The following is a 19,593-nucleotide window of genomic DNA, read 5'->3' as shown; positions in this document are numbered from 1 at the left end:
GGCGGCCTTCCCAAAGTATTGTGTTGTTTCGTTAATCGGCCAAAGGCACCAATGGCGCGTTGTCATCAGCGGTTGGTGGCAGCAGGCTGTCGCCAGCAGGCAGGCTGTCATCAGTTTGCGATGCTGCGGGCGGCGTCACGCCCAAACGGTCAATCACCGAAGAACCTGCAGATTTTTGCGCGACCAGCACGGTGAGCGTGATCGACGTGACGATGAATGCGATACCCAAGAGCCACGTCAGTTTGCCCAGCGCCGTCGCCGCGGACCGGCCCGAAACAGCGCCGCCACCGCCGCCGCCCATACCAAGCCCGCCACCTTCGGACCGCTGCATCAGTACGACGGCGATCAGGCCAAGAGCCAACAGGAGGTGGATGATCAGGACGACATTTTCCATAAGGAACCGCTTTCGAATTTGTTTGCGGTTATCTAGGCATCTTTGTCAGGCGGGGCAAGGAGGAATGGCGCGTTGCGGTGGGTCAAAGCGGCATCATGCAAACAAAGACCGCCGTTAATGACGGCGGTCTTTTCTAAAGCGGTACTCTACCACGCCATGTTTAAGAGGTTTTCCCTGGAATTGAGGTGGATCAGACTCGCCTTATGGAGATGATCATAGCACAAAATTGACCAAAAATCGCACTCAAAGTTTGATGTCTTTTGAAGGGTTTGCGCAAGGCGGGCATGGACATGGGCAATGGGCTGGGGCAGTCTGCCGTTCATGCCACATGATCACAGTCACGATGACCCGCACGCCCTGTTGCCCTCCGATCCCGCCTTGCGGGTCAAGGCACTGGAAACCTTGCTCACCCGTAAGGGTTTGATTGATCCCGCCGCCCTGGACGAGATTATCGACACCTATGAAAACAAGATCGGACCGCGTAACGGCGCGCGCGTGGTTGCCCGCGCGTGGTCTGATCCGGATTTTCATGCCGCCTTGATGGCCGACGCAACGGCTGTGGTATCCGAGATGGGATTTTACGGACGGCAGGGCGAACATATGGTGGCCGTGGAGAACAGGCCCGAGGTGCATAATATAGTCGTCTGTACGTTGTGTAGTTGTTATCCGTGGCCTTTGCTGGGGATACCGCCGGGCTGGTATAAATCGGATGCCTACCGCGCCCGTGCCGTGCGTGAACCGCGCAAAGTGCTGGCTGATTTCGGGGTGGTCTTGCCGGATGAGACAGCGGTTCGGGTTTGGGACAGCACGGCCGAGATTCGCTATCTGGTGATCCCGCAGCGGCCTGACGGGACCGAAGGCATGAATGAAGACGCCTTGATGGATCTGATCAGCCGCGACAGCATGATCGGCACCGCGCTGGCAGGCACACCATGAGCCGCCTGCATGATATGGGGGGCCGCTTTGGCGACGGGGCTGTGGTGCCCGAGGCCGAGGACGTGATCTTTCACGCCGACTGGCATCCGCGTGCGCTGGCGTTGACGCTGGCCGCAGGTGGACTGGGCCAATGGAACATCGACAGCTCGCGACACGCGCGGGAACGGCTGAAGCCGACCGATTACGCGCGTTTTTCCTATTACGAGAAATGGATGGGCGGTCTTGCCACCTTGTTGGTCGAGGCGGGCATCGTGACCCGCGAAGAACTCGCCGGAAAGGCCGCACCCGCGCTTAGCCCGCTGGCCGAGCGGGTCTTGCGGGCAAATCAAGTTGCTGATGTACTGGCAAAGGGCGGTCCAGCGGAGCGGCCCTCGAACATCGCGCCGAGCTTTGCGCCTGGTGATACCGTTGTAGCGAAGCAGTTTGCTGAAAATACCAAGATCAGCGGTGGGCATACGCGCTTGCCGGGGTATGCGGCAGGAGCGCGGGGACGTGTGCTGCGTCTGCACGGCAGTCATATTCTGCCCGACAGCCATGCCCATGGCACAGGCGAAGCGCCGGAGCCGCTCTATGCCGTCGCTTTTGCAGCATCAGAGCTTTGGGCGCATCCCGAACACCCCCGCGACGAGGTTATTGTCGACATGTGGCAAAGCTATCTCAAGGCGGCATCGTGAAAGACGCGCCTACGGTCCAGGAACATGCCTTTGAAGAACCGTGGCATGCGCAGGTTTTTGCACTGACGGTGCATTTGAACGAGGCGGGGCATTTCGAATGGTCGGATTGGGCAGAGCGTTTCGGAGCCACGCTGAAGCGGCACGGGTTGGCCAAAGAACTGAACGGCGGCGCCGATTATTTCGCGGCTTGGCTTGAGACACTGGAAGGGTTTTTAGCAGAGCGTGAGCTTGCGGCACCGGGCGATGTGGCGGCGCTGCGTGCGGCTTGGGAAGCCGCCTATCGGGCGACCCCGCATGGCGCTCCCGTTACGTTGGCAGACGCCTGACCGCGTTTATTCGTCAACATCATCCATATCGGCCTGTCCTGACAGCGCGCGGCGCACGTGGCTCCAGCTGAGGCCAACGCCGAGCACGAAACTGAGTGCGCCTAGTGCAAGCCAGAGGTTGAAGCTGGCATTGTCCAGCCGCAGCACACGCAGATCATAAAGCACCCAAAGTGTGGCACCCACCAGCGCCAGCACCAGTAACATCCCGAAAGCGCCAATGGAGCGCAACGTGGCGCGGAGATAAATGATATAGCCGATGCACAGCACCAACCCGGTCAGGACCGCAATCGACAGATTGGCCTGACCATAGTCCATCACCCAGTTCACGTAGTTGTATTCAGTCGGATTGAAGGTCGCGGCCAGAAGAATAAAGGCAAAGGCCCAGCGGGATACAAAACCTGTCATCGCGATCTCCGTTCGAGTTTCGGCCGATATCGCCCGCATGGACACAAAAGTCCATTCCCAGCCGGTCGCACGGCCTGTGCAGTCCAGATTTCTCGCCAAAATTCACGCTGGCCCGCGTTTTCCAGTTTAACGACGGGTCTGTGGCGGCTAAGAGGGGCGCGGACCTTTGCAAAGGAAAGATTATCATGGCCAATGTCGTTGTTGTCGGTGCCCAGTGGGGCGACGAGGGAAAAGGCAAGATCGTGGATTGGCTCTCGGAACGTGCCGATGTGATCGCGCGGTTTCAGGGCGGGCATAACGCGGGCCATACACTGGTCATTGATGGCGAGGTTTTCAAACTGGCCGCATTGCCTTCGGGCATCGTGCGCGGTGGCAAGTTGTCCGTTATTGGCAACGGTGTTGTGCTGGACCCGTGGCATCTGCTGAAAGAGATCGAAGGCATTCGCAAGCAGGGGGTGACCGTTGACGCGAGCACCTTGATGATTGCCGAAAACACGCCGCTGATCCTGCCCATTCACGGCGAGCTGGACCGCGCCCGCGAGAGCCAGACAGCCGTGGCCAAGATCGGAACCACGGGGCGCGGCATTGGGCCGGCCTATGAGGATAAAGTCGGTCGGCGCTCGATCAGGGTCGCTGATCTGGCCGATGATAAAACGCTGGAACTGCGGGTGGACCGTGCCTTGGTGCACCACGACGCGTTGCGCCGCGGGCTGGGCCTGCCGGAAGTTGACCGTGACGCACTGATCGCACAGCTGCGCGAGATTGCACCGGCAATTCTGGAATATGCCGCACCTGTCTGGAAGGTGCTGAATGAAAAGCGCAAAGCGGGCAAACGTATTTTGTTCGAAGGCGCACAGGGCGCGCTTTTGGACATCGACTTTGGCACCTATCCCTTTGTGACGTCTTCCAATGTGATTGCAGGGCAGGCGGCGACAGGCACCGGAATGGGGCCGGGCGCTATTGATTTCGTTCTGGGCATCGTTAAGGCCTATACCACGCGGGTCGGCGAGGGACCGTTTCCGGCGGAGCTGCATGATGCAGATGGCCAGCGGCTGGGCGAGCGCGGTCACGAGTTTGGCACCAACACGGGCCGCAAGCGGCGGTGTGGCTGGTTTGATGCTGTGCTGGTGCGCCAAACCTGCGCAACATCGGGCGTCAACGGCATTGCATTGACCAAGCTCGACGTGCTGGACGGATTCGAGACGCTCAAGATCTGCACAGGCTACGAGCTGGACGGCAACAAGCTAGACTACCTGCCCACCGCCGCTGATCAGCAGGCGCGGTGTACCCCGATTTACGAGGAAATGCCCGGTTGGTCGCAATCTACCGAAGGGGCGCGATCCTGGGCGGACCTGCCTGCCGAAGCCATTAAATATGTCCGTCGCGTGGAAGAGTTGATTGATTGCCCTGTGGCCCTACTTTCCACCTCACCCGAGCGCGAGGACACCATCTTGGTGACGGACCCTTTCGCGGACTGAACAAGGAGACCCCGATGGCGCTGAGTTACAAAGCCCGCAGACGCTGGTCATTGGTAATCCTATTGGTCGCAATGCCGCTTTATGTTGTGGTCGCAGTGAATGTCATCGACCTGTTCGAGCGTCCGTCGATACTGCTTGAGCTGTTCATCTATGTTGCTCTGGGCGTTCTGTGGGTTCTGCCGTTCAAATCGGTTTTCAAGGGCGTTGGACAGGCGGACCCTGACGCGGATAAGTAACGCACCCTACGGGGTGCTTTGCCTTGCCTGATAATTGACCACCAAAGAAAAAATGGGCGACATCTTGTGATGCCGCCCTTGGTACTGGTTACTAAAACGGATGGGATCAGCCTGCGGCGCGTTGGTCCGGGCGGTATCCGATTTCATCAGAAACAGTGAACCGGCCTGCTTTGATCTTTTCAATCTTGCCGGTACGTAAAAGCTGGCCGAATGAACGCAGACCATCTTCGCGGCTGAACCCTTCGTCTCCATTTGCCTGACGGACCTTTGACATAAGTTGCGGGCGGGAAAACTGCTCGCGACCTTCGACAAAGGACATGTAGGCAGCAGCCGCTTCAAGAAGCTGTGGCAGAGTTGTGGCACCCATATCGGCAGCAAAGTCGGTAAAGCTTTCACCCTCTGGCACATCGCTTTCCACCTCAGCTGTGGCGGCCACCCGCCGCGGGCGAACAGGGCCTTCGGTGCGGGGCTTCGCAACATCAATCCGCTGTTCGGCCACCAGTTTCAGGGGCGCGGGCCGTGCGTCGGCGGGCCGCTCAGTGCGGGATGATGTGCTGACGGGACGGCGCGGGCGTACGACCTCGGCCAAATCGCTGCGGTACTGGTCGTTGGTTTCTTCGCTGGTCTCGGGCGCACCTGCGGCGACATCGGCTTTCTTGGCTGCAACGGCGGCCCGCAGATGTGCAAAGGCATCGCGGCGGGTGGCGCTTTCCGGCTCGTCCATTTGCTGGTCGGTTTCGGCCAGAATACGGTTCATGTCCGCTTCGCCGTCTTCGTCAATGGAAGGAAGGGCGCGGCGTGCAGTGGATGAAAGCGGGCGACGGGGAGACACGGGCGCTTCGTCTTCGACCTCAAGACCAGCGGCGTCGTCCTGAACCTCGTCCTCCAACGCATTCACAAGATCGGCCTCGGAATGATCAGACGCGCGATCATCGTCAGCCTTGCCACTTTCGGTCGAAATATCGTCTTCCAGGGCGGCCAGCTCGCGCGCCAGCTCTGCTTCGTCTTCTGCGGAAAGCGCGGTCTTGGTCCGGCCGCGTGCCGGTGCCAGATCATCCAGATCGCGCAGGCCCGGGTTTTCGCGCTTCTTCGCAGGCTCAGGAGTAGGCTCTGCAGACTGAACTGTATCAAGCGCTTCGTCGTCACCATATTCTTCAAGATCGCCTTTTTCGATGGCGGCTTCCAGATCGGCGCGTTTGACTTTGATTACACGGGTTGTGCGCTTTGCGGCAGGCTGAGCCGGTTTTTCCTCAACCCGGGTCTCAGGCGCGGGTGCGGCATGTGGAGTTTTTCTCAGCGATGTCCGGGCCTCAGCGGTGGCTTCCGCTTCAGCCTCTGCTTCGGCGGGTTGGTCGAGGCTTTCTTCAGCCTCATCGAACAGATTGCTCACGCTGTCCTCAACCGACGTGTCTTCCTCGACATCACCGGCGTCTGACGCAACGAGTGTTTCGGCTGGATCCTGACGGGCGACGTCACGGGGCGCAGGCTGGTCTTGCGCAGGTGCCTCTTCGTGCTCGCTTTCCAACCGGCTCAGGATACCATTGATGTCATCGTCGTCCTGCGGATCGGCAGTCTCGGTCGCGGCCTCAGCGTTTTCTTTCAACGCCTGAGCGGTCGTTTCAGCATCAACTTCGGTTTCGTCGTCGGTGTCCAAAGCCTCTTCAATGTCGGCACGGGCCTGCGCGATTACATCGTTGCCCGCTTCCGGAGCCGCGCTTGGCGCGGAGGCGGCAGCATGCTCATCTTCAAGATAATCTTCGTCTTCCTCAGCGGCCTCCTGCTGGGCAACAACCGCACGAATGCGCTGCAGCTTGGCTGCAATGCTGTCGATTGCCGGTGTCTGAGCGGAGATCATAGGCGCATTGTCTGAAGCTTCGACGAGGTTCTCTTCCTCGGCTTCCGCAGCTTGCGGGCTGTCAGCAAAGAAGGCTTCGACATCGGCATCAGGCTGGCCGGGTACAATATCCTTCTCATCGTCATCGGCAGTCTCGACGGATGCGATTGCCGCATCTTCTGCCTCGGGAGACTGTGCAAGGTCTTCGTCATCAGCTTCTACCGCAGAAATCTCTACAGCGGCGGCTTCTGCTGGTATCTCGACTGGATCGGCAGATGGCACTTCGCTGACAGTGATTTCAGGACCCTCGGCCAGCTGTGTTAACGTCTCGAAGTCCAAGGGTGCAGTCTCGATCGAGAGGGTCTCTGGCTCAGCTACCGCAACAGACGGCGCTTGTGCGACTGGCTGCTCTTCGACTGGCGCTTCCGCTACAACGCTTTTTTCCTCTGTAGTCGTCTCCGGAGCCACTTCTGGTGTCTCCACCTCAGCAGTGGCGGCTTGCACGGGCGTTTCGGTCTCAATCGCCGTTTTACTGTGATCCGCCAAGGCGCTGAGAACGATCTTGCCGTCCTGCTGCCGGGCCTCGACCCTGCGGGAGACCTCCTTCTGCGCGATTCGGGCCAACATTTCTGCATCCGGTTGCGGTGGCTCTGCGCCAAAATAACGGTCGTCGGCAGCCAGATCCCGGAAATACTCCGCAATTGCTTTCATCGTGCCGAAGGAATCGTCGAATCCTTCCAGCGTGCACGAAAAGGTGCCGTAGGAGACCGTAAGAATTTTATTATTATTCATCATCGGATGCTCGTCCTCTGCGGTTTTGCAAGATACCGTTTACCACGATGTCCAAGACTAAAGCGGCCCGAAACTGTGCCAACCAACGTATCATTTTGTGGCCAGAATGTGGTCGGTTTCCAAAAAGGACGGTAATTGTCGATGTTTGAACCTATTGTTCATAGCTCGGACCCTGTCACGCTGGTTGGTGGAGGACAGGCTACGCCGAACGACCTGCACAAAGCGTTAACGCTTGCGCCGCTTTGCGTGGCAGCGGACGGGGGCGCGGGGCTGGCTTTGGCAGCAAAGGTGGAGCCTGCGGCAGTCATTGGTGACTTTGATTCGATCACAGAAGATGCACTGGGTCAAATACCGGATGCGCGGCGGTACCGCGTGACCGAACAGGAAAGCACGGATTTCGAAAAGGCGCTGACACGGATTGCGGCCCCTTTGATTTTGGGCGTTGGGTTTCTGGGGGGGCGGATCGACCATGAGCTGGCTGCGATGCATATACTTATGCGGTATCCAGACCGACCCTGTATTCTGATCGGGGCGGAGGAGGTGATCTGTCTGGCACCGCCGGATATCACAGTACCAACGCGTCCAGGGGACGCGGTTTCTCTATTTCCGCTGGGGACGGTGACAGGCCAATCTGAAGGACTTGAATGGCCAATTGATGATCTGCACTTTGCACCCGGTCAGCGGATCGGCACTTCAAACCGGGCAGTGGGGCCAGTGCGATTGCAGATGAATGCACCTGCGATGCTGCTGATCCTGCCGCGTGCGATTATGCCGGAGCTGGTTGCGGCAGTTTCGCGGCCAGAAGCCGCGCGGTGGCCCGTTCGCGCAAGATGATGTAAAGGCCGGCAGCGATGGTAATCGCGATACCAAGACCCGCAAGCGGGTTCGGTAAGTCGTCAAAAATTACCAAACCCAGAACAGTTGCAAAGGGTATTTCCAGATATTGCATTGGGGCGAGGGTGGCCGATGGGGCAAAGCGCAGCGACCATGTCATGAGCAGATGCGCCACGGTGCCCAGAGCGCCAAGACCCATCAGCAAAGCCCATTGGCCAGACGAAGGGCTGACCACGGTGAACGCCGAGACGTTCCAAAAGCTGCCCAACGCCAACAGCGGCAGAATGATCAGCACAGCCATAACGCCGCTGACTGCTTGCAAACCGATGGGATCGGTCTGTTTGGCGATCTGGCGGGTGACCAGCATAAACACGGAAAAATTCGCGGCGACAAAAACGGGCAGTAGCGCGGGCCACCCGACGCTGACAAAGCTGGGCTGGATCACAAGCAATGTGCCGATAAAACCGACAACGCAGGCCGCCAATCTGCGTGTTCCGACCTCTTCGTTCAGGACATATTTGCCAAGGATCAGCATGAAGAACGGCATGACAAAGACAATCGCCACCGCATCTGCAAGCGGCAGATAGCTAAGCGCCAAAAACATGGCGGCGATACCGATGATATGGAGGATGGTGCGCAAAAGGGTCAGCCACATCACCCGTCCCGACATCCGCCACATGCGTCCGCCGAACCACACGAGCGGTACGAGAAGAACTGCCTGTACCGCAAAGCGGACCAGAACCACTTGACCGATTGGAACGACACTGCCCAATAGTTTTGCAACAGCATCGCCCATGGGGGCGACGATGCAAAAGCCAAGCATTAGAAGGATGCCGATGGTGGGGCGGTCACTGATCATGCCGAGGGTCTAGCCAAGGAACCGTCGCCGAGCAACCCTTGGTTGATAATTGTGGGCGACAGCCGGCCCGTGGCGAGCTTGGCGCAGTTGAAAGGTGGTCCGAGTTTCGCATAGGAGTGTTTTTCTGTCACGTTGTGAACCACCCGAAGAGAAAAAATGCGCGGCCTGATTGGTCGTGCTCCATTTCCGTTCAGGCGGCGGGGCGGCCCAGTTTGACCTGATTACGCCCGCGGCCTTTGGCCGTGTAAAGGGCGCGATCAGCTTCATCAAGCAGCGCACGTCCGCTCCCGTCGGATTCCTCGGGCGCGGTGCTGGCGGCACCCCCGATTGCCATACCGATGCTAATGGTCACATTCACCGGCGTCCGACTGCCTGGCACGTTAAAGGGGCTGGCGGAGATGTCGCTGCAAATACGCAAGGCGGCACGCTGTGCTTCGGGCAGGGCCGTGCCGGGCATGATAATCATGAATTCCTCGCCTCCGGTGCGGGCAACCATATCGGTGTTGCGCACTGCCCGACGCAAGCGGCGCGCCACCTCTGTCAAAACCGCATCGCCGGAGGCGTGGCCATATATGTCGTTGATCTGCTTGAAGTGATCCAGATCGGCGGCCATCACCGCAAAACTGCGCCCGGTGGCACAAGCGTGTTCCGCGATACGTTCAAGGTGAGGCATGGCGTAGCGGCGGTTATAAAGCCCCGTGAGCGGATCAAAGACCGCAGCCTGCAAACCGGTTCGTACCGTGGCACGCAACTGTTCGCCCATCTGCTTGCGGCGCATAACGGCGCGCACCCGCAAGGCGAGTTCTGCCGGATCAAACCCATGAGTCATCAAATCATCCGCGCCAAGATCAAGCGCGTTTGCGCCCAGTGCTGGATCATGTTTGGTTTGCAAGACGATGATACCGGTGTGACGCGCCTGCGCATTCGCACGCAGTGCCGAGATCAGTCGGAGTTCGTCCAGGGCGGCGCTGCTGTCTTCCGGCAGGATCACAACCACCACGTCGGGCATGGCGTCCACGGTCATCTGCTCCATCACCGCGGCACCACTGGATTGCGTGAGCTTTGTGCGCAGTACCGGACGCAATTGCGCGGCATATTTCTGGATCAGACTTCGGTCGGGACTGACCAGCACACAATGACCTTGCCCGTCAAACGCGGTTTCGGGTTCGGCAAGGCCCATCGCGCGGCAGGTGTCTTCGCGCATCTGCCATTCTGCAGCCGCGTTGTGCGCGCGGATCAGACTGCGCACCCGGCCGAGCAGTAGTGTTTCATTCACGGGTTGGCGCAACACCTCGTGAACGCCTGCCTCAAGCGTGGCGAGGCGGGCATCTGCATTTGTCTGACATCCGATGGCGATGATCGGAATATGCGCGGTCAGCGGATTTTGCGCGAGGTGACGGCACAGATCAGCGGCACCGCCATCAGGCAGCGCGAGCGCACAGATCACAAGATCGGGTAGATCGGCCCGTGCAGCCGTGATCGCGCCCTGCATGTCGGCAGCATATTCGACATCATAGAAGGCCTTTTTTAACTTGACCTTCAGCACAATTCGATTTGTCGCGATTGGATCGACGATAAGGATCTTACCCTGCATTCCTTACCCTTCCGCGCATGTCCGATAATCATATTTCATACGTAGATATTTGTCGGTATTGGTTAATAAAGCGTTTCCAGATTCAGACAAACGGACCAACTACATGACCATATCGCGGGATTCCGCCGAAACGCTGGCGCTTCAGGCATTGGCCTGGCTGGCGGCCAATGATGATCTTTTGCCGGTCTTTCTGGGCAGCACGGGGGCCTCGGAAGCCGAGGTGCGCGCCCGTGCGACCGATCCGGTATTTCTGGGTGCTGTGCTTGATTTTCTGATGATGGACGACGCTTGGGTGATCGGTTTTTGTGACGATGAAACAATCCCTTACGACCGGATCATGCAGGCCCGTGCGGCCTTGCCAGGGGGCGAGCAGGTGAATTGGACATGAACGGAATCAAAGGCATCATTTTCGATAAGGATGGGACTCTTTTCGACTTCAAACGGACATGGGGTGCCTGGGCGCATGCCTGTTTGCTGCGGTTGTGCGACGGTGATGTGCAGCGTGCGACGGTGGCGGGCAGAGCCATCGCGTTCGATTTTGAGAAAAGCGTCTTTGCCCCCACCAGCGTGGTGATCGCGGGCACGCCGGACGAGGTGACGCAAGCGCTTCACGGGCAGTTCCCGCACATGAGCCCCGCAAGTTTGACGCAGCTATTGAACGAGGAAGCAGAAAAGGCCCCGCAACAGACAGTTGTTCCTCTGGTGCCCTTGCTGGACGAACTGCGCCGTCGCGGTCTCGCACTGGGTGTGGCAACGAATGATGCGGAAAAGCCTGCGCAGGCGCATCTGGACCAGGCCGGTGTGTCAGCTCTTTTCGACTTCATCGCCGGTTACGATTCGGGGTTTGGTGGCAAGCCACAGCCCGGACAGCTTTTGGCTTTTGCCGAAGCCCAAGGGCTTGATCCTGCGTCCTGTGTGATGGTTGGCGATAGCACCCATGATCTGCGGGCAGGGGCGGCCGCCGGCATGACATCCGTCGCGGTGCTGACCGGGCTGGCACAACACAGCGACCTTGCCCCTTTCGCCGATACGGTTCTGCCGGATATCGGTCACCTGCCAGCATGGCTCGACACGCGGACAGGGTAAAAACGACAAAAGCTGTCGCCAACGGAAAGGCCGGTGGCCTGCGCTTGAGGCCTTCTGAGGACAACATCGGAAGGATAGCAAGATGACAGAGCCAGCCCCCATACGCAGAACGCGCGGCGGCGGACGGGCGGGTGCCAAGACCCGGCGCGGCACTGCGGTGATCGAGCAAATGCCGTGGAATCCCCCGGTGAACATCGACCGCCCCGTAGAGCCGTTGGGTCCCGAAGGGGTTGAGGCCATCCACGATGGCGCAATGCGTATTCTTGAAGAGATCGGGATCGAATTTCTGAACCCGGAAGCGCTGGAGATCCTGCGCAAAGCGGGCTGCACCGTGAACGGTGAGAACGTGCGCATGGGCCGCGACTTTGTCATGGAATGGATCGGCAAGGCCCCGTCCGAATTTACGCTGACGCCGCGCAATCCGGATCGCAAGATTACGGTTGGCGGCAAAAATATGTTGTTCGGCAACGTGTCTTCGCCACCGAACTATTGGGACATGTCCATCGGCAAAAAGGTGGCAGGCACACGGGCGCAATGCCGCGACCTGTTGATGCTGACACAGTACTTTAATTGTATCCATTTTGCAGGCGGCTATCCGGTGGAGCCTTGTGATATTCACGCCTCGGTCCGGCATCTGGATGTGATCTATGACAAGCTGACCCTGACCGACAAAGTAATGCATGCCTATTCGCTGGGTGCCGAACGGGTCGAGGACGTGATGGAAATGGTGCGCATCGCGGGTGGGCTGACCCAAGAAGAATTCGACGCCACACCGCATATGTATACCAACATCAATTCGACCTCACCGCTGAAACATGACTTCCCGATGATGGACGGCTGGATGCGCATGGCGCGGCGCGGGCAGGGGCTGGTGGTGACGCCGTTTACGTTAGCTGGCGCGATGGCACCGGTGACCATGTCGGGGGCCGTGGCGCAATCATTGGCCGAGGCGCTGTGCGCTGTGGTGCTGGCGCAGATCATCCGGCCGGGTTGTCCGGTGGCAATCGGCACATTCACCTCCAATGTGGACATGAAGTCGGGCGCACCTGCCTTTGGTACACCCGAATATATGCGCGCGACCCAGATGACGGGCCAGATGGCGCGCTTTTACAATCTGCCGCTGCGGTCCTCGGGCGTGTGTGCGGCCAATGTCCCTGACGGACAGGCAATGTGGGAAACGTCCAACTCGCTTTGGGCCGCCGTGCAATCGGGCTCTAACATGGTCTATCACGCGGCGGGCTGGCTGGAGGGCGGGCTGATCGCGAGCCCGGAAAAGTTCATTATGGATTGCGAAATATTGCAGCAAATTCAGCGCTATATGCAGCCCGAAATCTGCGCGACCGGACCGGACGAAATTGCACTGGATGCGATTAAATCGGTGGGCAATCAGGGTCACTTTTTCGGCATCCAACACACGCAGGACCGCTATACCACCGCATTTTACCAGCCTTTCCTGTCTGATTGGCGCAACTACGAGGGATGGGAAGTCGCGGGCGGCATCTGGACAGCTGAACGTGCACATCACATGTTCAAAGAAATCGTCAGCAGTTTCGAGCCGCCAGCGATAGATGAGGGCATCCGCGAGGAACTGGCCGATTTCGTGGCGCGGCGCAAATCCGAAGGCGGCGCCCCGACAGATTTCTGACGCTTGACCCCGTCCTGCATGGCTGCCGGGCGCGTGTTCGAAACGAGCAGTGTCTGACCGCGAATGAGATATGACAATTGCCCGGGCAGTACCCTTCGGCTTCCTGAAAATACCTAAAACTCAATGCATTGGTGATTTTTTAATGCGTTTTCCCGATAAGGACAGCGGGGAATAAAAGGAGTGGGCGGCCATGCATGGGCTAGTCAATCGAAGCATACAGCTGTTCGTCAGTCATACCTATGGCGTGGCCCAATGGGAGGCTGTCACCCGTGCTGCCGGGCTGGACTTTACCGAGTTCGAGGGCATGCTGCGCTATGAAAGGACCTACACGCCAACTCTCCTGGACGCTGCCGCCGAGGTTCTGCGCCGGCCACGCGCGGACCTGATGGAAGATCTCGGTTCCTTTCTGGTGTGCCATCCGGGGTTTGAAGCTGTGCGCCGTTTGCTGCGGTTTGGCGGGGTCGATTTTGTCGATTTCCTGCATTCCCTCGATGATCTGGACGACCGTGTGCGCATGGCGCTGTCCGATCTGCGATTACCGAAGCTGGAACTCAGGGTACATGGCGAAGGGCATTTCAGCCTGCTCTGTGAAGCGCAGGTGACGGGCTATGGCTATGTCATGATGGGTGTCTTGCGGGCAATGGCAGACGACTACGGCGCGCTTGCTTTGCTGGATCACACCGGCGCGGCCAGCGGGGTCGAAACTCTTTCGATCACACTGATCGAGAATGATTTCGCCGAAGGGCGCAGCTTTGAGCTGGGGGCGTGTGTCGGATGACAGTGATCGCAAATACCGCTGCATTGGATGCGCTTTGCCCAATGCATCTGACCCTGAGCCGGACGGGCCACATTACGCACGCCGGGCCAACATTGGAAAAGATCGGACCCAAGGGTACGCTTGTGGGCCGACGGTTTTTGGAAATTTTTGAGGTAAAACGCCCACGCAAACTCTCTTCGATCACGGACCTACAGGGGGTTCCCCAAAACCAGTTGCGTCTCAAGCTGCGAGAGGCCCCTTTTACCACACTTAAAGGCATCCTGGTGCCCACGGGGGCCGAAGATGGCACACTTTTGGTGAACCTCAGCTTTGGCATCTCGATCCTCGATGCCGTGCGTGATTTCGCGCTGACCAATGCGGATTTCGCCGCCACTGATCTGGCCATCGAAATGCTTTATCTTGTAGAGGCAAAGACAGCCGCGATGGAGGCGTCCTACCGGTTGAACTGCCGCTTGCAAGGCGCGAAGATCGCTGCAGAAGAACAGGCGTTCACCGACACGCTGACGGGGCTCAAGAACCGCCGGGCACTGGATACGGTGCTTAACCGCCTTCTCAGAGACAGGGATTCCTTTGCAGTGATGCAGATCGATTTGGATTACTTTAAAACCGTGAACGACACATTGGGCCATGCGGCGGGTGATTATGTGCTGCAACACGCCGCTCGCATAATGATCGAGCAAACCCGTTCCCATGACCTCGTGGCGCGGGTCGGGGGGGATGAATTTACCGTCGTGTTGCCCAATGTCAGGTCCGACGATATTTTGCGCAAGGTGGGGCAGCGGATCATCGAACGGCTGGAAGAGCCGATTTCATTTGAAGGGTCCGATTGCAAAATTTCCGCCAGCATTGGCACGGTCTGGATCCAACCCGGCCAAAGCCCGCGTATGGACGAGCTTTTGTCGGATGCGGATGTGGCGCTTTACGCGTCAAAGCACGCAGGCCGCGCCACCCAGACGCTTTATTCGCCGGAACTGCGTGACGCCGCCAATGCCGTCGTTCCGCCCACGGAGGGGAGAGTCGCACCAGCGCAACCGGCCTGATCTGCGCATGAGGGCGACTCTGGCAAAAGGTTGCCAAACTGCCCCGCCGCGCAGCAATCCGCAGATCATAAAAGGCGCAACGGTGGACCGGCCCGCCGATCTGGCATATCGCAACTCCATGAAAAGTCCCGTCCATATCCTGCGCCGTTTGTGGCAACGTGGTGTTGAACGCCGCAGGCGGGCGCGCTTTACGAAAGCGCTGCGGCATGTACATGGGCCGGTCGGCGATACACTGCCCCAAGATGCCATTCTTGCCATCGTGCTGGTGCGCAACGGAAGCTACTATATGGACGCGTTTCTGGCTCATTATCGCGCCATGGGTGTCACGCATTTCGCCTTTATCGACAATGGATCAACCGATGATACTCAGGCGCGGGTGATGGCCGAACCCGATACGATCCTAGACCACTGCGCTTTGCCGCTGGCCGGATACGAGGATCTGATCCGGCAGTACCCCGCGCAAACCTACGGACGTAATCGTTGGTGTCTCTACGTCGATATGGACGAGGTGTTCGATTTCGAAGGCCGTCGTGAGATCGGTCTGCCGGGACTGATCCGATATCTTGAAGGACAGGGGGCGACCGCGCTGGTTGCTCAGATGCTTGAGATGTTTCCCAAGGCCCCATTATCCGCTGTTGCCAGCTTTTCCTTCACGCAGTCGTTGGAAGATTTCGCCTATTTCGATATCAGCGCCGTCCGCAAATATGCCTATCACAGCCCGGACATTCCCTTTGCTGCCCTGCTGAAGGGCAATATCGTGCCGGACCCTGCGGTGCAGTTCTACTTTGGCGGTGTGCGGGGCAAGGTCTTTGGCGAAAATTGCTGTCTGACGAAACATCCGCTGATCTATAACGGGCCGGGGGTCTCGCCTGCGCCGCATCCGCATCTGTCGGTGGGCGTCACCTGCGCCGAGATTACAGGCGTCATCAAACACTACAAATTCGCTGGCGATACGGCGGCGCGGGACGCTGCATCGCTGGGTACTGGCGATCTGGCACATGGGGAGGACGCGGCACGCGCGGCGGTTCTGTCCCAGCGGCCGGATGTGTCTCTCTTTTCACTGGATGCGCGGCGCTGGAACCGGGTGGAGTTGCTCAAACGTACCGGTTTCATCCTCGGCTCCGACCGCTACAGCGATTATCTCGCGCAGGAGCGAGCATGAGCATCGCGGCTGTCGTCATCGGGCGCAACGAAGGGGCGCGGCTGGTGGCCTGTCTGGAGGCGTTGCAATGCCAGGTAGGTGAGATCATCTATGTGGATTCGGGGTCGACAGATGGGTCGGTCGTAGCGGCAAAACAGGCGGGCGCGATGGTGGTGCCGCTGGATTTGAGCCAGGGCTTCACCGCTGCAAGGGCCCGTAATGCGGGGATGAAGGCGCTCTCCGAAGGTGTTGAATTCGTGCAGTTTCTGGATGGTGATTGTGTTCTGCGCGCTGGCTGGATCGAAACGGCGGCAGCTTTCTTGCGCGATACACCCAAGGCCGCCGTGGCCTGTGGGCGGCGGCGCGAACGTTTCCCCGATGCGTCGGTCTACAACCACTTGATCGACGCTGAATGGGACACGCCGGTCGGGCAGGCCAAAGCCTGCGGGGGGGACGCGCTGATGCGGCTGTCAGCAGTGCAAGCGGTCGGCGGCTACCGGGATACGCTGATCGCCGGGGAAGAACCTGAGTTATGCGTTCGTTTGCGGCTGGGAGGTTGGCAGGTTTGGCGGCTGGATGCCGAGATGACATGGCATGACGCGGACATCACGCGGTTCGGGCAATGGTGGCAACGTGCAGTCAGGGCGGGCCATGCCTTTGCGGAAGGCGCAGCTTTGCATGGGCGTCCACCCGAACGCCATTGGGTGGGCGAAACCCGACGGGCGCTGATCTGGGGTGCCGCCTTGCCCCTCGTGATCCTTGTAGGAGCCCTGTTTGCAAGTCCCTGGGCGCTGTTGATCCTCGTCTATCCGCTGCAATTGTTCCGGCTGGCGCGACGCGGGGGGCTGCACTGGGCGGCGTTCACGATGTTGGGCAAACTGCCCGAAGCCTTGGGCGTCTTGCGCTATTACGCCAAGCGGCTGACGGGGCGCAAAAGCGCAATCATCGAATACAAGTAGCCTAGGATCGCTGCTTCCATGCCTGCAAGGCCAATCCCGGCAGGATGGCAAAGCATTTGGCATAGCGCGGCGCCATACGGCGGGGCTGTTGTAACGCGCGCCAAAGCCACTCCAACGCCAGCTTGCGCATCCAGAGCGGTGCACGCTGTTGATCGCCTGACAGGAAATCGAGGCCCGCGCCGATAGAGGCGAAACCGACGGAAGGCGCTTTGAGCCTGGCTTTTGCCGCGAAAATCTCCTGCTTTGGTGCGCCTAGAGCGATGAAGCATAACCCCGCGCGACTGGCCTCGAGTTCTGCGAAAATCTCATCTGCCAAGGTGCCAGTCGGGTCAAAGCCGTAGGGCGGCGCGCGCAAATAGCTGACGGTCAGCCCTGGCACACGCGTTTTAAGTGCGTCACTGGCACCTTCAAGCGCTGCATCAGAACTGCCGACAAGTGCAATGGACACGCCCAACTCGGCGCAAAGGGCGCAAAGCGGAAGGATCAAATCTGACCCCGGCATCAATTCAAGCGGCTTGCCCGCCAAATGCGATAGCCAGACCACGGGCCGCCCATCGGCCACCACAAAGTCATGGGCGCGGTAGGCTGCCAGAAACGCCGAGTCTGTCGGCAATTTGGTCAGATGATCAAGGTTCAGCGTGGCCAGCGCAAATCCTTGCCGGACCGCAAGCCGCGATCTTAGGCTTTGAAACAATGCCTCTTTCGTCGGGACATTGACCTCCACCGCATGGGTAGTGGCGCCAAAATTCATCAGCCACCTCGGTGAGGTATTGTGACTATTCGGCTGCAGTTTGTGTGCTGCCGTTTTGCAAAACAAAACAAAATCATACTATTAGCCGCGCTTTCTGATCCCGACGCTGGATATATCGGTGAACCTATCGGGATGACAGGCAACAGGCCAAGTGCTAATTTCCGCGCAAAGCGACGGAGTGAACACTGGCCACTATGGGAAACGGACTTGCATATCTGATGCTGGCAATCTGGCCGGTCGTCTGCCTTGTGCTGTTTCGAACGCAAAAGGTGGAACGGGCGCTGATCTGGTCGATCCTGGGCGGTTACTTGTTTTTGCCCCCCCTGACAGAGTTCAACCTGCCGCTGGTGCCGGGGATGGACAAAATTACGATCCCCAACCTTTCGGTTCTGCTGATCATGCTCTTTGCGATGAAAGAGCGTGTGCAGCTTTGGCCGCAGTCACGGGTGGCGCAGGTGCTTGTCATGGGATTGATCTTGTCACCGATCCTGACGGTGCTAACCAATGGCGACCCGATCAATTTCGAAGTTCTTCGAAATGCAGAGCCGATCATTTTCCTCGTCGATCAATTGCCAGGGCAATCGGTACGCGACATCGGGTCCGTCGTGATCTCTCAGATATTGACGATTGTGCCGTTTTTGCTCGCGCGGCAGCTTTTGTCGACAGAGGACGGACTGCGCGAAATCCTATTGGCGTTCATGGTCGGAGCCTTGATCTATTCGGTCCCGTCTTTGATCGAGATACGCTTGAGTCCGCAAATGAACGTCTGGATCTATGGCTTCTTCCAACATTCGTTTGAGCAGATGATGCGTGCGGGCGGTTTCAGGCCCATCGTCTTTCTGCCTCACGGCCTTTGGCTGGCGCTCTTTGTTTGTATCGGGCTGATGTCAGCGGCGGCGCTGACGCGGGTGACTCCGGCGTTGGGCCGTTGGAAAATGGTATTGCTGACCCTGTATCTCGCCGTGCTCCTGGTCTTGTGCAAAAGCCTTGCCTCTTTGGCGTACGGGCTCGCGCTGACACCGCTGATCCTTTTCATTCCGGCCCGCTGGCAGATCAGGGTCGCGGTGGCTTTCGCATTCGTCGCTGTGACCTATCCCATGCTGCGCGGCCTTCAACTGGTGCCGCTTGATGCGATCCTTGCACAAGCCGAAGCGATCAGTGCGGCGCGGGCGGAATCTCTGGGGTACCGGTTTAACAACGAAGAACAGCTGTTGGCACGAGCAGCCGAAAAGCCGCTGTTCGGTTGGAGTGGCTGGGGCCGTAGTCTGGTCCGTGATCCAGAGACCGCGCAGATTTTGACGGTGCCCGACGGCCGCTGGATCATCATCTTCGGCACTTTCGGCTGGGCTGGCTATATTTGCGAATTCGGCCTGCTGGCGTTGCCTTTGATTTTGATGTGGCGGTCGCTGAGCCGCGAGGCGCAGGTGCCGGTGAACCCCTATGCTGCACCTTTATGTCTGATCCTTGGCATCACCCTGATGGATATGCTGCTGAATGCGACCCTGACGCCGCTTACCTGGCTTACCGCCGGTGCGATCCTCGGCCATGCGGAGCGGCGGATGCCACGCACCGCCGCCACGCCGCGCTTTGCCCTGTCGCAAGGCAAGATGGCGAGCGGTCCGGTGCCCAAAGGAAAACGCACGGTTCTTTGACCGTCCGTTTCCAGTCGCAGAACGGCGACTTTGCGCAGATGCGGCGATTAAGCCCGCGCTGTGAGGGCGCAGATATGATATTCCCCTTATCACAGCCGGGCACCTTGCTTAAATTGGTCCCAAATCCAATTGAGTGAAGCAAAAAGGCATAAAAATGCCCTTATTTGTGTGTAGGCCAA

Annotated in this window: 20 protein-coding genes; 14 read left to right on the top strand and 6 right to left on the bottom strand. The window is 58.9% G+C overall.

Going from position 1 to position 19,593, the window contains the following annotated elements; translation table 11 throughout:
• Window positions 1-31: 31 nt before the first annotated feature.
• A complete protein-coding gene (secG, locus tag Z945_RS0118115; protein ID WP_025053507.1) occupies window positions 32-394 on the bottom strand; it encodes a preprotein translocase subunit SecG in 363 nt (120 codons plus the stop codon).
• 321 nt (window positions 395-715) lie between these two features.
• On the opposite strand from secG, the gene nthA reads away from it, so the two are divergent.
• From nthA to Z945_RS0118100, 3 genes are read left to right on the top strand one after another with little or no spacing between them, the layout of a single operon-like run.
• On the top strand, window positions 716-1,330 hold the full coding sequence (gene nthA, locus Z945_RS0118110) for a nitrile hydratase subunit alpha (protein ID WP_025053506.1): 615 nt from the start codon (window positions 716-718) through the stop codon (window positions 1,328-1,330).
• On the top strand, window positions 1,327-2,004 hold the full coding sequence (gene nthB, locus Z945_RS0118105) for a nitrile hydratase subunit beta (RefSeq protein ID WP_025053505.1): 678 nt from the start codon (window positions 1,327-1,329) through the stop codon (window positions 2,002-2,004). The genes nthA and nthB overlap by 4 nt, the downstream gene beginning before the upstream one ends.
• Window positions 2,001-2,330, top strand: coding sequence for a nitrile hydratase accessory protein (locus Z945_RS0118100; protein WP_025053504.1), 330 nt, complete (start codon window positions 2,001-2,003; stop codon window positions 2,328-2,330). The genes nthB and Z945_RS0118100 overlap by 4 nt, the downstream gene beginning before the upstream one ends.
• Before the next feature lie 6 nt (window positions 2,331-2,336).
• Here the strand turns inward: Z945_RS0118100 and Z945_RS0118095 are convergent, their stop codons facing one another.
• Entirely contained in the window at window positions 2,337-2,735 is a 399-nt protein-coding gene (locus tag Z945_RS0118095; RefSeq protein WP_025053503.1) for a DUF6524 family protein, read from the bottom strand.
• 185 nt (window positions 2,736-2,920) lie between these two features.
• On the opposite strand from Z945_RS0118095, the gene Z945_RS0118090 reads away from it, so the two are divergent.
• Window positions 2,921-4,213: an adenylosuccinate synthase gene (locus Z945_RS0118090; protein ID WP_025053502.1), complete on the top strand. Its 1,293-nt coding sequence runs from the start codon at window positions 2,921-2,923 to the stop codon at window positions 4,211-4,213.
• 14 nt (window positions 4,214-4,227) lie between these two features.
• A complete protein-coding gene (locus Z945_RS0118085) occupies window positions 4,228-4,449 on the top strand; it encodes a DUF2842 domain-containing protein (RefSeq protein ID WP_025053501.1) in 222 nt (73 codons plus the stop codon).
• Window positions 4,450-4,555: 106 nt separating this feature from the next.
• Here Z945_RS0118085 and Z945_RS0118080 read toward each other — a convergent pair whose 3' ends face one another.
• Entirely contained in the window at window positions 4,556-7,078 is a 2,523-nt protein-coding gene (locus tag Z945_RS0118080; protein WP_025053500.1) for a putative sodium/potassium/calcium exchanger, read from the bottom strand.
• Window positions 7,079-7,216: 138 nt separating this feature from the next.
• Between Z945_RS0118080 and Z945_RS0118075 the strand changes: the two genes are divergently transcribed.
• A complete protein-coding gene (locus Z945_RS0118075) occupies window positions 7,217-7,909 on the top strand; it encodes a thiamine diphosphokinase (RefSeq protein WP_025053499.1) in 693 nt (230 codons plus the stop codon).
• Here Z945_RS0118075 and Z945_RS0118070 read toward each other — a convergent pair.
• Window positions 7,842-8,768: a DMT family transporter gene (locus Z945_RS0118070; RefSeq protein ID WP_025053498.1), complete on the bottom strand. Its 927-nt coding sequence runs from the start codon at window positions 8,766-8,768 to the stop codon at window positions 7,842-7,844. The genes Z945_RS0118075 and Z945_RS0118070 overlap by 68 nt on opposite strands.
• A gap of 190 nt (window positions 8,769-8,958) precedes the next feature.
• Entirely contained in the window at window positions 8,959-10,362 is a 1,404-nt protein-coding gene (locus tag Z945_RS0118065; protein ID WP_025053497.1) for a diguanylate cyclase, read from the bottom strand.
• A gap of 103 nt (window positions 10,363-10,465) precedes the next feature.
• Here Z945_RS0118065 and Z945_RS0118060 point away from each other — a divergent pair, with 103 nt between their 5' ends.
• From Z945_RS0118060 to Z945_RS0118030, 7 genes are all read left to right on the top strand, one after another.
• Window positions 10,466-10,750, top strand: coding sequence for a DUF3572 domain-containing protein (locus Z945_RS0118060; RefSeq protein WP_025053496.1), 285 nt, complete (start codon window positions 10,466-10,468; stop codon window positions 10,748-10,750).
• Window positions 10,747-11,448, top strand: a complete 702-nt coding sequence (locus Z945_RS0118055; RefSeq protein ID WP_025053495.1) for an HAD family hydrolase — start codon at window positions 10,747-10,749, stop codon at window positions 11,446-11,448. The genes Z945_RS0118060 and Z945_RS0118055 overlap by 4 nt, the downstream gene beginning before the upstream one ends.
• Before the next feature lie 82 nt (window positions 11,449-11,530).
• Window positions 11,531-13,093, top strand: coding sequence for a trimethylamine methyltransferase family protein (locus Z945_RS0118050; RefSeq protein WP_025053494.1), 1,563 nt, complete (start codon window positions 11,531-11,533; stop codon window positions 13,091-13,093).
• A 190-nt stretch (window positions 13,094-13,283) separates the two neighbouring features.
• The gene (locus Z945_RS0118045) at window positions 13,284-13,871 is read left to right on the top strand and encodes a heme NO-binding domain-containing protein (RefSeq protein ID WP_025053493.1); all 588 of its coding nucleotides are present in this window, start codon (window positions 13,284-13,286) and stop codon (window positions 13,869-13,871) included.
• The gene (locus Z945_RS0118040; RefSeq protein ID WP_025053492.1) at window positions 13,868-14,911 is read left to right on the top strand and encodes a GGDEF domain-containing protein; all 1,044 of its coding nucleotides are present in this window, start codon (window positions 13,868-13,870) and stop codon (window positions 14,909-14,911) included. Before Z945_RS0118045 ends, Z945_RS0118040 begins: the two co-directional genes overlap by 4 nt.
• Window positions 14,912-14,993: 82 nt before the next feature.
• Complete coding sequence (locus tag Z945_RS0118035; RefSeq protein WP_241434528.1) at window positions 14,994-16,073, top strand: glycosyltransferase family 2 protein; 1,080 nt, start codon at window positions 14,994-14,996, stop codon at window positions 16,071-16,073.
• The gene (locus Z945_RS0118030; RefSeq protein ID WP_025053490.1) at window positions 16,070-17,011 is read left to right on the top strand and encodes a glycosyltransferase family 2 protein; all 942 of its coding nucleotides are present in this window, start codon (window positions 16,070-16,072) and stop codon (window positions 17,009-17,011) included. The genes Z945_RS0118035 and Z945_RS0118030 overlap by 4 nt, the downstream gene beginning before the upstream one ends.
• Window position 17,012: 1 nt before the next feature.
• Here the strand turns inward: Z945_RS0118030 and Z945_RS0118025 are convergent, their stop codons facing one another.
• On the bottom strand, window positions 17,013-17,762 hold the full coding sequence (locus Z945_RS0118025; RefSeq protein WP_025053489.1) for a WecB/TagA/CpsF family glycosyltransferase: 750 nt from the start codon (window positions 17,760-17,762) through the stop codon (window positions 17,013-17,015).
• Window positions 17,763-17,956: 194 nt separating this feature from the next.
• On the opposite strand from Z945_RS0118025, the gene Z945_RS0118020 reads away from it, so the two are divergent.
• The gene (locus tag Z945_RS0118020; RefSeq protein ID WP_025053488.1) at window positions 17,957-19,414 is read left to right on the top strand and encodes a membrane protein; all 1,458 of its coding nucleotides are present in this window, start codon (window positions 17,957-17,959) and stop codon (window positions 19,412-19,414) included.
• Window positions 19,415-19,593: the final 179 nt, after the last annotated feature.

This window comes from Sulfitobacter noctilucae, assembly GCF_000622365.1.
Taxonomy (GTDB): domain Bacteria; phylum Pseudomonadota; class Alphaproteobacteria; order Rhodobacterales; family Rhodobacteraceae; genus Sulfitobacter; species Sulfitobacter noctilucae.
This window is presented reverse-complemented; position numbering and strand designations above follow the sequence as displayed.

Bases quoted from the DNA above. Each gene is read 5' to 3' on its own strand.
- secG (WP_025053507.1), bottom strand. From the start codon at position 394: ATGGAAAATGTCGTCCTGATCATCCACCTCCTGTTGGCTCTTGGCCTG.
- nthA (WP_025053506.1), top strand. From the start codon at position 716: ATGCCACATGATCACAGTCACGATGACCCGCACGCCCTGTTGCCCTCC.
- nthB (WP_025053505.1), top strand. From the start codon at position 1,327: ATGAGCCGCCTGCATGATATGGGGGGCCGCTTTGGCGACGGGGCTGTG.
- Z945_RS0118095 (WP_025053503.1), bottom strand. From the start codon at position 2,735: ATGACAGGTTTTGTATCCCGCTGGGCCTTTGCCTTTATTCTTCTGGCC.
- Z945_RS0118090 (WP_025053502.1), top strand. From the start codon at position 2,921: ATGGCCAATGTCGTTGTTGTCGGTGCCCAGTGGGGCGACGAGGGAAAA.
- Z945_RS0118085 (WP_025053501.1), top strand. From the start codon at position 4,228: ATGGCGCTGAGTTACAAAGCCCGCAGACGCTGGTCATTGGTAATCCTA.
- Z945_RS0118080 (WP_025053500.1), bottom strand. From the start codon at position 7,078: ATGATGAATAATAATAAAATTCTTACGGTCTCCTACGGCACCTTTTCG.
- Z945_RS0118075 (WP_025053499.1), top strand. From the start codon at position 7,217: ATGTTTGAACCTATTGTTCATAGCTCGGACCCTGTCACGCTGGTTGGT.
- Z945_RS0118070 (WP_025053498.1), bottom strand. From the start codon at position 8,768: ATGATCAGTGACCGCCCCACCATCGGCATCCTTCTAATGCTTGGCTTT.
- Z945_RS0118065 (WP_025053497.1), bottom strand. From the start codon at position 10,362: ATGCAGGGTAAGATCCTTATCGTCGATCCAATCGCGACAAATCGAATT.
- Z945_RS0118060 (WP_025053496.1), top strand. From the start codon at position 10,466: ATGACCATATCGCGGGATTCCGCCGAAACGCTGGCGCTTCAGGCATTG.
- Z945_RS0118055 (WP_025053495.1), top strand. From the start codon at position 10,747: ATGAACGGAATCAAAGGCATCATTTTCGATAAGGATGGGACTCTTTTC.
- Z945_RS0118050 (WP_025053494.1), top strand. From the start codon at position 11,531: ATGACAGAGCCAGCCCCCATACGCAGAACGCGCGGCGGCGGACGGGCG.
- Z945_RS0118045 (WP_025053493.1), top strand. From the start codon at position 13,284: ATGCATGGGCTAGTCAATCGAAGCATACAGCTGTTCGTCAGTCATACC.
- Z945_RS0118040 (WP_025053492.1), top strand. From the start codon at position 13,868: ATGACAGTGATCGCAAATACCGCTGCATTGGATGCGCTTTGCCCAATG.
- Z945_RS0118030 (WP_025053490.1), top strand. From the start codon at position 16,070: ATGAGCATCGCGGCTGTCGTCATCGGGCGCAACGAAGGGGCGCGGCTG.
- Z945_RS0118025 (WP_025053489.1), bottom strand. From the start codon at position 17,762: ATGAATTTTGGCGCCACTACCCATGCGGTGGAGGTCAATGTCCCGACG.
- Z945_RS0118020 (WP_025053488.1), top strand. From the start codon at position 17,957: ATGGGAAACGGACTTGCATATCTGATGCTGGCAATCTGGCCGGTCGTC.